We start from the raw sequence: 12,586 nt of genomic DNA, 5'->3' as shown, positions 1-12,586 counted from the left end.
AATATTTTTAAGGATGGACAAAAATGAATTTTCAACCTTTAGGAAAGCGTGTTCTAGTCAAACGCGTAGAAGAAACTAAAACAACAGCCTCAGGCATAATTATACCAGATAATGCTAAAGAAAAGCCTTTAATGGGTGAAGTAGTAGCAGTAAGTAAAGAAATCACTGATATTGCAAATGGTGATAAAATCGTGTTTGCTAAATACGGTGGAACAGAAATTAAACTTGATAATAATGAATATTTAGTTTTAAATTTAGATGATATCTTAGGAATTTTAAAATAATTTATAAAATAAGGATAAAAAATGGCAAAAGAAATTATTTTTTCAGATGAAGCAAGAAATAAACTTTATGAGGGCGTTAAAAAACTTAATGACGCGGTAAAAGTAACTATGGGGCCAAGAGGACGCAATGTTTTAATCCAAAAAAGCTTTGGTGCTCCAAGCATTACTAAAGATGGCGTAAGTGTTGCTAAAGAAGTAGAGCTTAAAGATAGTCTTGAAAATATGGGTGCTTCACTCGTAAGAGAAGTAGCGAGTAAAACAGCTGATCAAGCAGGCGATGGAACAACTACTGCAACGGTTTTAGCTCATGCAATTTTCAAAGAAGGTTTAAGAAATATCACAGCAGGTGCAAATCCTATCGAAGTAAAACGCGGTATGGATAAAGCTTGCGAAGCTATAGTAGCAGAACTTAAAAAACTTTCTCGCGAAGTAAAAGATAAAAAAGAAATTGCACAAGTTGCTACAATTTCAGCCAACTCTGATGAAAAAATCGGAAATTTAATCGCTGATGCTATGGAAAAAGTGGGCAAAGATGGTGTTATCACTGTTGAAGAGGCAAAATCAATCAATGATGAATTAAATGTAGTTGAAGGTATGCAATTTGACAGAGGTTATTTAAGCCCTTATTTTATCACTAATGCAGAAAAAATGACAGTAGAGCTTTCAAGCCCTTATATCCTGCTTTTTGATAAAAAAATTACAAATTTAAAAGATTTATTACCGGTTTTAGAACAAATTCAAAAAACAGGCAAACCACTTTTAATTATCGCTGAAGATATTGAAGGTGAAGCGCTTGCAACTTTGGTTGTAAATAAACTTCGCGGTGTTCTTAATATTTCAGCAGTGAAAGCTCCAGGTTTTGGCGATAGAAGAAAAGCTATGCTTGAAGATATAGCGATTTTAACAGGTGGAGAAGTGATTTCTGAAGAACTTGGAAGAACTCTTGAAAGTGCGACTATACAAGATCTTGGACAAGCTTCTAGTGTAATCATCGATAAAGACAATACAACCATAGTAAATGGTGCAGGCGAAAAAGCAAATATTGATGCGAGAGTCAATCAAATCAAAGCACAAATTGCTGAAACAACTTCAGATTATGACAGAGAAAAATTACAAGAAAGACTTGCAAAATTAAGTGGTGGTGTTGCAGTTATTAAAGTAGGTGCAGCAACTGAAACTGAAATGAAAGAGAAAAAAGATCGCGTTGACGATGCTTTAAGCGCTACTAAAGCAGCAGTTGAAGAAGGTATAGTAATCGGTGGTGGTGCAGCGCTTATCAAAGCAAAAGCTAAAATCAAACTTGATTTACAGGGTGATGAAGCAATTGGCGCAGCTATCGTTGAAAGAGCTTTAAGAGCACCTTTAAGACAAATTGCTGAAAATGCAGGATTTGATGCAGGTGTGGTTGTAAATAGCGTAGAAAATGCTAAAGATGAAAACACAGGATTTGATGCTGCAAAAGGTGAATATGTTAATATGCTTGAAAGTGGAATTATCGATCCTGTTAAAGTAGAAAGAGTAGCTTTACTCAATGCAGTTTCTGTAGCTAGTATGCTTTTAACCACAGAAGCAACAATTAGTGAAATTAAAGAAGATAAACCTACTATGCCAGATATGAGCGGTATGGGAGGAATGGGTGGCATGGGCGGAATGATGTAATATCTACTCTAACCTCTTATCAGCAAGGATTTTCCTTGCTGATTACCAATTTAATTTAAAAACACTCCCTTGATTTTCTACAGATTCGCAAATAATCTTAATATCATTATCATCACAAACTTTTTTTACCAAAGAAAGCCCTATACCAAATCCTCCTTGATCGGTATTAAATCTTGTATATCTATCAAAAATATGATTTAAATTTGACTTTGAAATTCCACAACCTGTATCCGCAATACTTAAAAAATTGGCTTTTAAAATTATAGAAATTACTCCACCTTTTTTATTGTATTTAATAGCATTGCTTATAAGATTATCAATCAATTTAGAAATTTGACTTTTAGGAGCAAAAATATTTGCTTGATTTAAATCAAGCTTTAGTGTAATTTTTTTTTGCTCAAAAAATACTTTAAAATATTCCAATCTTTCTTCAAGTAGTATTCTTAAATCAAATTTTTGTTTTTCTGTTTCTAAGGTATTAGGGAAATTATAAAAAACAAGATCAGAGTACACTTGAGACAAACTTTTTGCAGCAAGCTTAATCCTTGTAAATTTAGTATTATCTCCTAAATTTTGATGCTCAAGTTGTTCTATACTCATCAAAATAACACTTAATGGGGTATTGAGTTCATGAGTTGAATCTTTAATAAAACGATTTAGTATGCTGATTTTATCCTCCAAAGGCTTTAGAGCAATTTTTACTAAAATATAAGATATTAAACCCAATATGCAAAAAGCCATAATAGCAAAACTAAAAACTTTCGTTCTAATCCAAAAAAGATCTTTGCCAACATCTTCACCCTGTATTAAAATTTGCAAACCATCGTTAGTATTTACTTCTTCATTGCTAGCATGTCTTAAAAAATAATGATCTGCACTCATAGGAGCAAGGAAAAAAACCTTATTATCACAAATACCTCTACCTTTAAGCTCTATCTTTGCCTTTCTTAAATCAAAATCTATATTACTAAAAACAATCTTTTTAGCATCAAATATAGCAAATTTTAGTGCTGTGCTTTGAGCAATATTTTTTGCACTTATATCTATAGGGGTAAAACGAGAATTTAAGATGCTTATAACAATGTTTCTATGATTTTCTCTCAAAGTGGCACCCTTTAAAACAACTAATTCTTCATATAATTTTTGATACCATAATGCAAAAAAAATAGTTAAAAAAATACCTGTAGTTGTTAGGTAGATTAATAAAATTTGCCTAATGACTTTTTTAGCCATAGCAATATCCCCTGCCTCTTTGATTTATAATTTTTTCTTTTCCTAAAATTTTACGTAAATTTTTCACATAAGCCCTTAAACTTAGCTCACTAGGCTCCTCATCATAATCCCAGAGTTCTTCAAAAATTCTCTCTGTACTTAAAAAGTTGTTTTTATTTTTAAGTAATAAAGACAAAAGCTTAATTTCTTTACTCGGTAAAGTCAAGGCTTTATTATTATGGTAAAGAATTTGTGTAGTAAATTCAAATCTAAATCCATCTCCTAAATCTTCAAAATCTTCATTTTTATGTGAAAAAGCTCTTTTAAGCAAAGCTTTAACCCTGATAGATAACTCGGCAAGTTCAAAAGGTTTTTTTATATAATCATCACAACCTGCGTCAAAGCCTTGTTTTAAATCATTTGTTGTGTTTAAAGAAGTCATGAAAATTGCTGGAGTTTGCTTTCCGCTTTTTCTTAATGCTTTAAGTAATGAAAATCCATCTCCTAAAGGAACTTTTACATCTAAAATCCAAAGATCAAAATATCTTTCATAAGCCATATCTAAAGCTTCTTGCGCATTATCACATAAAAATACTTCATATCCCTCATCGTTTAAAAACTCTTCAATGATCTCACTCAAGCTCAAATCATCTTCTAAAAGTAAAATTTTAGCAGCCATAATTTAAATCTTTCTAACTTCAAATCTCTTAAATATATATCATTGTATCAAAATTCTTATCAATTATTTAATAAAATTTCATTTTTATTTAATTTATTTTTATCTATAATCCTTTCATACAAATAAATTTTTCCTTAAGGAGTTAAAATGCTTCCAAAATGGGATAACAGCTATAGTGTGCACAATGCTAAAATTGATGAGCAGCATAAAAAGCTTTTTAAACTTGCTGCAAAAGTTGAAGTTGTATCAGATAGATCTGTAAGTAAAAATGAAGTCAAAGAACTTTTGGCTGAATTTTTTAATTATATGAAAGATCACTTTAATGATGAAGAAAAATACATGCAGCTAATAGGCTATCCAAATTTAGAAGAACATCGAAAAATACATAAAGAAATCATCCAAACCATGATTAATTTAATCAAAGATATCAAATCAACCAATGATCTTAAAGAAAAACTTTATATAGTGGCTAAAAAGTGGCTTTTAGAACACATACTATATGAAGACATGAAAGTTGAAAAATGGAGAAGTTCTTCTTTGTCTACAGATGATGGTGGCGATGTTAGCTTTGAAGCAGCAGAAGATGAAGATAATGAGCATCCACAATTTTATATTTATACCTGTAATTGTCCTGGTAAAATTCACGATGTTCCTTATAGCATTCATCAAAAAATAGAATTACAAGGTCATAAATTTACTTGTAAAACTTGTAAACAAGCTATAAAATTTTACAAAAAATATTCTTAAGGAGGATAAAATGAAACGCAATGTAAAAACTTATTCTTTTAGAATGCCTTTAGAGCTTAAGGAGCGTTTGGATAATTTAAGTAAAAATCTTTCTAAACCAAAATCAACCATAGTAAAAGAAGCCATAGAGGCTTATCTTAATGAAGTTGAAGATTTTTCTTTTGCTGTTAATGCCCTAGAAGAACTTAAAGATGGGGATTATCAAAAGGCAAGTAAAAAAATAGATAAAATTGTCAAAAATCTTAAACAAACAAAATAAAAAACTTTATCACAATTTTTTTGTGATAAAGACTTATTAATTTTTTATATTAAAATACATTTATGAATATTAAAAATGGAGTTAAAAAAGTGGCTCCGGATGTAGGATTCGAACCTACGACCAATCGGTTAACAGCCGACTACTCTACCGCTGAGCTAATCCGGAATATTTAAAAGTAAAATGTGATTATAGTGAAATTAAAAAACTTTGTCAAGGGTTTTTTCACAAAAATGCATTTTTTATGTAAAAAAATTAATTTACTCCTTAACAATAACACTTTTTAAATTTCTAAAATAAAACAAATTTACCCCATCTTCATATAAATAATCAAGCTTCATTCCATGTGTTTCTAAAATAGTATTTACAATATAAAGCCCTAATCCAAAACTTGATTTTTGTTTTGATCCTTGAGTAAAAGCTTGAGTATAGTATTCTAAAGTATTGTTAAGCTCAGGGCCACGATTTTTAAAACAAATATAATCATCTATAATATCAATTTGCACAAACCCATCTTCAGAATGTTTAATACCATTATCTATCATATTTTTAATCGCCGTAGTAAAAAGTTTAAAATCCACATTTACAAAAAAACTTTCTTCCATAAAAATACGTATATTGCTATCATCTCGCATTGCAATTTCTTTGGCTTCATCTAAAACATCTAAAATATTGTATTTTTTTCTATTTATAAAAGCAGCCCCTGAAGTAATTTGCTCAATAGCAGCAAATTCATTAATTAAAATTTCAAGTCTAGTAAAAACCCCATTTAAGCGCTCTTTATATTTATTATCTTCTATCATTTCTAAAGTTAAAAGCCCTTTAGTAATAGGAGTTTTGAGTTCATGCATAATATTTCTTAAAAAAAACTGACGAGATTGGTTTAACTTTCGAATTTGAACAATAGCTTGATAAAAAGCTTCACTTACTTGTGAAATTTCATCCACCCCAGTGCTTACATCTTCTATATCACCAAGCTTTCCTTGGGCAAATTTATCAATTTGTTTTTTAAGTCTTTTAAGTGGTTTTAATTTTTTAAATATATAAATATAAAGCAATACAAGAATACAAATCACAGCTACAGCTATAGCTTTGATAATAAAATACCTATAGGTTTGATAATCTTGATCCTTATAAAGATAAACCTTTCCATCATAAATAATATTTAAATACACCTGTCTATTATAAGAAATAATCTCGATTAAGCCATTGTTAACCTCAACCCTAGCTAAAACATCACCTCTAAAAAGAATTTTACGGATCTGCTTTGCTTCTGTTATCTCATCCATTTTATTATAATTTTTTGTCTGCTCTTCAAATTCTTTTTCACTGATAACTCCTGCAAAATTTAAGAGCCTTGCATTAGCTATCAAAGAATATTTTGTGTTTAATTCTCTAGTATAATTTTGCTGATCGTATTCTATAAGCCACAAAAAGCCAAGTATAACACTAACCCCAGCAAAAATAAAAATAAAAGTTATAGTATAAAAAATCGAAGATTTATTCATTGAGTAAGCTTATAACCTATTCCACGTATAGAGTGAATATATTTTGGAGTTTTTGGATCATCTCCCATCTTTTGACGAATTCTACTGATAATAACATCTATACTTTTATTACTAGAATCCTCACTAATAGAAGAACAATTATAAACAAGCTCTTCACGACTTACCACTCCACCCTCTTTTTTAATCAAATAGCTTAAAATATCAAATTCAGCATTAGTTAAAGTAAGCTCTTGTCCTTTCATGGTAATAATATGCTTATATTGATCATAAACAAGATCTTTTACGCTTTTTGCTATGGCGCTTTTTGTATTTGAAATACGTCTTAAATGACTTTTAATGCGTGCTTGTAATTCTTTTGGATTATAAGGTTTTGGTAGGTAATCATCTGCTCCAAGCTCTAAAGCATTAACCTTATCTGTAATATCATGTCTTGCGCTTGAAACAATAATAGGCGTATCATACTTTTTACGAATCTCTTCACACACTTCAAGCCCATCAAGCCCTGGCAAAGAAAGGTCTAAAATGATAAGCTGATATTCTTTTAATGCAAGCTTAGAAAGACCTATATAAGGTTCATGAGCTATATCAACTTTCATATCAAATTTTTCCAAATATTCAGCTGTAATTTCTGCTAATTCTAAATCATCTTCTATCATAAGAATATTTGTCATAGTTTTCCTTTATTTTAAACTTAATTTTAATTTTAAACTAAAATTTATAACGAAAGGAAAATCCTTCCGTTATTTTTATTTAAGCACAAGCAAAGTCGCAAAACCATTGCGATATACCCAAACTTTGGTAAATTCTTTTTTATTAACTTGTTTTAAAGCTTGTTCTAAATCTTTTAAATTTTTAATTTCACTTTGTCCAACACCTATGATAATATCACCCTCTTGGAAACCAGAATTTTTTCCTTTGCTCTTTTCTTTAACACTATCAACCAAAACACCATTAACATCTTTTGGAATTTGCAAACGATCCTTAAGTCTTGGATCTAAATTTCTCAAACTCAAACCATCAATCAAATCGCTTTGTACGCCTTTAGGATTTTCTTTTTCACCTTTAAGAATAAAACTTGCTTGCTTATTTTCTCCATCTCTTTCGTAACTTAATGAAATTTTTTGACCAATCTCTAAAGTTCCTATATAATTTTTAAGATCAATAGGACTTTTTATAACCTTATCATTAACTTTAGTAACTAAATCTCCACGCTTAAGCCCTGCTTCATCAGCACTTGAACCTTTTTGAACATCAGTGATTAAAGCTCCTTCTTGATTTTTGTAAGCTTTTTTAGTATCACCTTGCAAAGCTAAAATAGTCACACCTAAAAATCCTCTATCAATCTTGCCTTTTTCAATAAGTTTTTTAGCTATATCTTTAACCATATTTGAAGGTATGGCAAAACCTATGCCGTTATTTCCACCACCACGAGAAAGAATAGCTGAATTAATACCTACTAAATATCCGCGACTATCCACCAAAGCTCCACCTGAATTTCCTGGATTGATAGAAGCATCTGTTTGTATAAAATTTTCATATTGATTTAAACCTATATTGTCTTTATTTAAAGCAGATATTATCCCACTTGTAACACTAAAACCAACTCCAAAAGGATTTCCAAGTGCAAAAACAACATCTCCTTCCATTAAATCATCAGAATTTGTAAAAGTAATAGCTGAAAGATTATTAGCCTCTATTTTTATAACAGCCAAATCTGTTTTTGGATCTTTACCTATAAGTTTTGCTTTATATTCTATGTCGCTTCCTGGTAAATTCACTGTAATCGTATCAGCATCATCTACAACGTGATTATTTGTTACTATATAACCATTTTTTGAAATAATCACCCCTGATCCCAAAGAACTCACCACTTCTTTATCATTTTTTCCTTTTCTTTGAGGAAAATCAAAATCAAAAAATTGTTTAAAATAAGGATCATTAAAAAAATCATCCAAAGGGCTTGGACGATTTGCTCTTGTAATAGTTTTTGAGGTGGAAATATTAACCACTGATTTTTTTGCATCTTTAATAGAATCATGATAAGAAAGCACTGCATTTCCAGCAGCAGGATTCACACGATTAGCCGTTGCAGTCGATTCGTTAAAATTAATACTTGCAGCAAATAAAGCACTTGCTAAACTTAATGATAAAAAAATCTTTTTCATTTTATTTCCTTTTGTTCTTAAAGATAAATTATCTCGTAAAATATTTTACTGTCTTCATAGTATAAAACCGAAAATTTACAAAATTGTAAATAAAACCTTGAGTGATAAAAATTTATAAAACTTGATTGACTTAGGCTAAAGTTTATGTTATAATTTAATCCTCTATAATAATCAAGTAAAAATTTTTAAGGAAATATAACATGAATAGTTTATACGAAACTCTTGGAGTTAGCAAAAACGCTAGTGCAGATGAAATAAAAAAAGCTTACCGTCGCCTAGCTAGAAAATATCATCCTGATATCAACAAAGAAAAAGGTGCTGAAGAAAAATTTAAAGAAATTAATGCTGCTTATGAAATTTTAAGTGACGAAAAAAAACGAGCTCAGTATGACCAATACGGCGATTCTATGTTTGGTGGACAAAGTTTTCATGATTTTTCAAGAAATACTGGTGGGGTAAATTTGGACGATATTTTAAAAGATCTCTTTGGAGGAGGCTTTGGTGGACGCTCAAGAGGGGGTTTTAACGGCTTTTCTTCAAAAGGCTTTAGCAGTGGTTTTGGAGGATTTGGAGGTTTTGAAGAAGAAATTTTAGACAGCAATCTAGAGCTTCACATTCCTTTCGAAAAAGCTGTTAAAGGCGGGGAACATAGTTTTAATTTTCAAGGCGAAACCATTAAATTTAAAATTCCACACGGTATAAAAGAAGGTGAGAAACTAAGAATTCGCTCTAAAGGAAAACAAAGCAGAAATGGAGCTAGAGGCGATTTAATCATTATTGTAAAAATAGAAGAAAGTCCTATTTACACAAGAGAAGATGATGATTTATATCAAAAAGTTGATATTTCTTTAAAAACTGCACTTTTTGGTGGAAAAATAAATATAAAAACACTCAAAGAAGGCAAAGAAGAAGCGACAATTAACATAACGCCTAATTCAAAAAATAACCAAAAAATTCGTTTAAAAGGTTATGGTGTGCAAAATAGAAAAAGTGATATTTATGGGGATATGTATTTGATTTTAAATGTTGTTTTGCCAAATTTAGATACCCTTGATGAAAAATTTATAGAACTCTTAAAAGAAAAATTACCTTAAAGAAAGGAATAAAATATGGAACAGCATTATGATGAACCTGTATATTTAATCAGTGTTGTGGCTAAAGTTTTAAGCATACATCCACAAACCTTAAGGCAATACGAAAGAGAAGGATTGATAGAGCCAAGTAGAACCGATGGCAAAATAAGACTTTATTCTCAAAGAGATATTGACCGTATTAAACTTATATTGCGTTTAACAAGAGACATGGGAATCAATCTTGCTGGAGTAGATGTTATCTTAAAATTGAAAAACCAACTTCACGAATTTGAAAATTTAATTGATGAACTACGCTTAGAATTAAGCAAACAACAAGATAAAGAAGCGGCTAGTAAAGCCGTTGTTAAGCATAAAAATAGCTTTGATTTGATTTTTTATGAGAAAAAATAAAAAATAATGGATAATTTTTTAGAAATTTTTTTAATCACCGTTGCTATAGCTATAGTTTTAAATGTCATATTTAAAAAATTTGAAATTCCAACTATCATTGGATATATAGCTGCTGGAGAAATCATTTCTGAAATTTATCATTTAAGTGGCAAAGGCGAAATCACTCATATAGCCGAATTTGGTATAGTGTTTTTAATGTTTACCATAGGGCTTGAATTTTCTTTTAAGCATTTAATGGCAATGAAACAAGAAGTTTTTTTAAACGGCTCTTTACAGATGCTTACTTGTGGCTTTGTTTTTATGCTACTTGCTATAGGAATTTTAGGACTTGGAGATAAAAGCGCTACCATAGTAGGCTTTGCACTAGCGCTTTCTTCAACCGCAGTGGTGCTTAAAATTTTAAATGATAATGGCGATATAAATGAGCAATATGGCAGAAAAGCATTGGGAATTTTGCTTTTTCAAGATATAGCCGTTATTCCTTTGCTTTTGCTTGTAGATATTTTTTCATCCAACAATCAAAACATAGAAAAACTCCTTTTTACCAGTTTAATTTCAGCACTTATTTTAATCACTTTATTATTTTTCATAGGTAAATATCTAGTGGATAGAATTTTTAGACTCATTATCCACACTTCTTCTCAGGAAATTTTTATTAGTACTGTTTTATTTATGGTTATTGGAGCAAGTTTTTTAGCAAATTATTTTGGATTTTCTTATTCTTTGGGTGCTTTTATAGCAGGTGCTTTGATAGCAGAAACAAAATATAAACACAAAATAGAAGCGGACTTGATCCCATTTAGAGATTTGCTTTTAGGGCTTTTTTTCATAACTGTAGGCATGCAAATTCAACTTGATGTAGTGGCACAAAATTGGTTTTTAATCATAGTTTTAACCCTTCTTGTAATGGCTTTAAAATTTGGCATAGTTTTTGGCTTTTTATTTCTTTACACCAAAAAAAGAGTAGCGCTTAAAACAGCTTTTGCCATAGCTCAAATTGGCGAATTCGCCCTAGCAATTTTTTCTCTTTTACAAGCAAAAAATATGCTTGATATCAAAACTTCACAAATTTTAATTGTTGTTTCTATTTTAACCATGATTATCACGCCTTTTATTTTAAACAATATAAGAAAAATTACCAATGTTGTAGAAGATATAGCACTTAATACCAACGCTGTGCAAAATATTGACAGCAATATCAAGCTGAAAAATCATCTTGTTGTTTTTGGCTATGGACGCTTAGGACAAGAAGTCGTACAAAAAATCAAAAACACAGGCGTACCTTATCTTGTTTTAGAAAGTGATTTAAATTTAGTAGAACTTGGAGTTAGTCGAGGTGAAAATGTCGTTTTTGCCAATGCTGCTCAAGAAGAAACCTTAAAAATTGCCAATATAGAAGAATGTGCCGTAGCTATTATCACAGTTACAAATGAAGCTAAACTTGAAATTTTATGTCAAGTGCTAGCTAATTATCCAAAACCTATAGACACCATCATTCATGTAAATGGAACTTTAAAAAAGATGCTTTTTTCTAGCATAGATGAAAATATACGCATCATTCGCTCTGAAAAAGTAATCGCTAGAAATTTAGTTCAAGAAGCGCTAGAATGCCGCATTCACAAAAATACCTAAGGAAGAATTTTGACAAAAAATGAAGAAAAAGCCTTACGCGTAAAATACCTAAGAAATCTTGAAAAATTTTTCAATGGCGCTATATCTGCACTTAAAAAAGAAGATTTTGATAAAACTAAATTTGAAGAAAGAATGTTAAAAAATGCTAAATTTTTTGAAAAAAATCCCGCGGTAAATCTTAACTCAACCTATGCAAAAAATCTTGAATTTTTTGTCAATGCTTGTTTAGATTTTTCCAAAGAAAAAAACGAGCTTTTAAATCTTGCCAATGCTTTAGATAAGCAAAAAAAACAAGGTGAGAAAAAAGAAAAACATAAAAATTATTTAAAGGATTATGAATGATTAATGTATTTTTTGATATGGATGGAACTTTAATCGATAGTGCAAATGCCATTTCTTGTGCAGTCAATGAAATAAGACAGGATTTAAACCTAGCCCCACTTTCAAGAGAAATCATTATGCAAACCATCAATACTCCCAATATTGACTGGGCAAAAGAACTTTACAATATAGAAAATTTCCATCATTCTAGTTTTAAAGAAGGCTATGAAAAATATTTTGTCAAGCACTATGAACAAAGCGTGGTGCTTTTTGAAGGAGTAAAAGAACTTTTAGAATTTTTAAAAAGCAAAAATTGTTTTTTAGCTATTGCTACTAACGCCCCGCAAAGCTCACTTTCAAACATACTTAAAAAACACGATATCATTCCTTATTTTGATAAAATTTTAGGCGTAAGTTTAGGCATAGAACCCAAACCTCATCCTATGATGCTAGAGCTTTTAAAAAGCGAGGCTCCATATAAAACAAGCGTTTTTATAGGAGATAGTCAAAAAGATAAAGAATGTGCTAAAAATGCTAATTTGCCTTATTTTCATGCCAAATGGTATCAAAAAAATTTAAAAGAAAATGAATTTAGCAACGCTAGTGAACTTAAAGGCTTTTTGCAAAAGTATTTATAAG

Annotated in this window: 14 protein-coding genes and 1 tRNA gene; 9 read left to right on the top strand and 6 right to left on the bottom strand. The window is 30.2% G+C overall.

Annotated elements, in window-relative coordinates; all coding sequences use genetic code 11:
- Window positions 1–23: 23 nt before the first annotated feature.
- Both groES and groL read left to right on the top strand, forming a co-directional pair.
- Entirely contained in the window at window positions 24–284 is a 261-nt protein-coding gene (groES, locus tag AJ889_RS06055; protein ID WP_002825273.1) for a co-chaperone GroES, read from the top strand.
- Between the two features lie 21 nt (window positions 285–305).
- Complete coding sequence (groL, locus tag AJ889_RS06050) at window positions 306–1,943, top strand: chaperonin GroEL (RefSeq protein ID WP_002858047.1); 1,638 nt, start codon at window positions 306–308, stop codon at window positions 1,941–1,943.
- A gap of 42 nt (window positions 1,944–1,985) precedes the next feature.
- On the opposite strand, the gene dccS is transcribed toward groL, so the two are convergent.
- Together dccS and dccR are read right to left on the bottom strand one after the other, a co-directional pair.
- The gene (gene dccS / locus AJ889_RS06045; RefSeq protein WP_032585032.1) at window positions 1,986–3,176 is read right to left on the bottom strand and encodes a two-component system sensor histidine kinase DccS; all 1,191 of its coding nucleotides are present in this window, start codon (window positions 3,174–3,176) and stop codon (window positions 1,986–1,988) included.
- Window positions 3,169–3,834 (bottom strand): two-component system response regulator DccR, encoded by a 666-nt coding sequence (gene dccR, locus AJ889_RS06040; protein ID WP_032585030.1) that lies wholly within the window; start codon window positions 3,832–3,834, stop codon window positions 3,169–3,171. Before dccR ends, dccS begins: the two co-directional genes overlap by 8 nt.
- 147 nt (window positions 3,835–3,981) lie before the next feature.
- On the opposite strand from dccR, the gene AJ889_RS06035 reads away from it, so the two are divergent.
- Together AJ889_RS06035 and AJ889_RS06030 are read left to right on the top strand one after the other, a co-directional pair.
- On the top strand, window positions 3,982–4,581 hold the full coding sequence (locus tag AJ889_RS06035; protein ID WP_002860447.1) for a bacteriohemerythrin: 600 nt from the start codon (window positions 3,982–3,984) through the stop codon (window positions 4,579–4,581).
- Between the two features lie 10 nt (window positions 4,582–4,591).
- Window positions 4,592–4,840, top strand: coding sequence for a ribbon-helix-helix domain-containing protein (locus AJ889_RS06030; RefSeq protein WP_002853192.1), 249 nt, complete (start codon window positions 4,592–4,594; stop codon window positions 4,838–4,840).
- 90 nt (window positions 4,841–4,930) lie between these two features.
- Here AJ889_RS06030 and AJ889_RS06025 read toward each other — a convergent pair.
- The 4 genes from AJ889_RS06025 to htrA all read right to left on the bottom strand — a co-directional run bounded on the left by AJ889_RS06025 (window position 4,931) and on the right by htrA (window position 8,510).
- A tRNA-Asn gene (locus AJ889_RS06025) sits at window positions 4,931–5,005 on the bottom strand.
- A 92-nt stretch (window positions 5,006–5,097) separates the two neighbouring features.
- Window positions 5,098–6,345: an ArsS family sensor histidine kinase gene (locus tag AJ889_RS06020; RefSeq protein WP_002853241.1), complete on the bottom strand. Its 1,248-nt coding sequence runs from the start codon at window positions 6,343–6,345 to the stop codon at window positions 5,098–5,100.
- Window positions 6,342–7,016 (bottom strand): response regulator transcription factor, encoded by a 675-nt coding sequence (locus tag AJ889_RS06015; RefSeq protein ID WP_002853196.1) that lies wholly within the window; start codon window positions 7,014–7,016, stop codon window positions 6,342–6,344. The genes AJ889_RS06020 and AJ889_RS06015 overlap by 4 nt, the downstream gene beginning before the upstream one ends.
- Window positions 7,017–7,091: 75 nt before the next feature.
- Complete coding sequence (gene htrA / locus AJ889_RS06010; protein WP_002869642.1) at window positions 7,092–8,510, bottom strand: serine protease HtrA; 1,419 nt, start codon at window positions 8,508–8,510, stop codon at window positions 7,092–7,094.
- Between the two features lie 200 nt (window positions 8,511–8,710).
- Between htrA and AJ889_RS06005 the strand changes: the two genes are divergently transcribed.
- From AJ889_RS06005 to AJ889_RS05985, 5 genes are read left to right on the top strand one after another with little or no spacing between them, the layout of a single operon-like run.
- A complete protein-coding gene (locus tag AJ889_RS06005) occupies window positions 8,711–9,604 on the top strand; it encodes a DnaJ family protein (RefSeq protein WP_002860449.1) in 894 nt (297 codons plus the stop codon).
- 15 nt (window positions 9,605–9,619) lie between these two features.
- Entirely contained in the window at window positions 9,620–9,994 is a 375-nt protein-coding gene (hspR, locus tag AJ889_RS06000) for a heat shock transcriptional regulator HspR (RefSeq protein WP_002853230.1), read from the top strand.
- 6 nt (window positions 9,995–10,000) lie between these two features.
- Window positions 10,001–11,626 (top strand): cation:proton antiporter, encoded by a 1,626-nt coding sequence (locus tag AJ889_RS05995; protein WP_002853239.1) that lies wholly within the window; start codon window positions 10,001–10,003, stop codon window positions 11,624–11,626.
- A gap of 9 nt (window positions 11,627–11,635) precedes the next feature.
- Window positions 11,636–11,968 (top strand): hypothetical protein, encoded by a 333-nt coding sequence (locus tag AJ889_RS05990; protein ID WP_002867367.1) that lies wholly within the window; start codon window positions 11,636–11,638, stop codon window positions 11,966–11,968.
- On the top strand, window positions 11,965–12,585 hold the full coding sequence (locus AJ889_RS05985; protein WP_002853160.1) for an HAD family hydrolase: 621 nt from the start codon (window positions 11,965–11,967) through the stop codon (window positions 12,583–12,585). The genes AJ889_RS05990 and AJ889_RS05985 overlap by 4 nt, the downstream gene beginning before the upstream one ends.
- Window position 12,586: the final 1 nt, after the last annotated feature.

The sequence above is a fragment of the Campylobacter sp. BCW_6468 genome (assembly GCF_001762865.1).
GTDB lineage: Bacteria > Campylobacterota > Campylobacteria > Campylobacterales > Campylobacteraceae > Campylobacter_D > Campylobacter_D jejuni.
The sequence above is the reverse complement of the archived record's forward strand: the minus strand, read 5'-3'. Positions and strand labels throughout refer to the sequence as shown.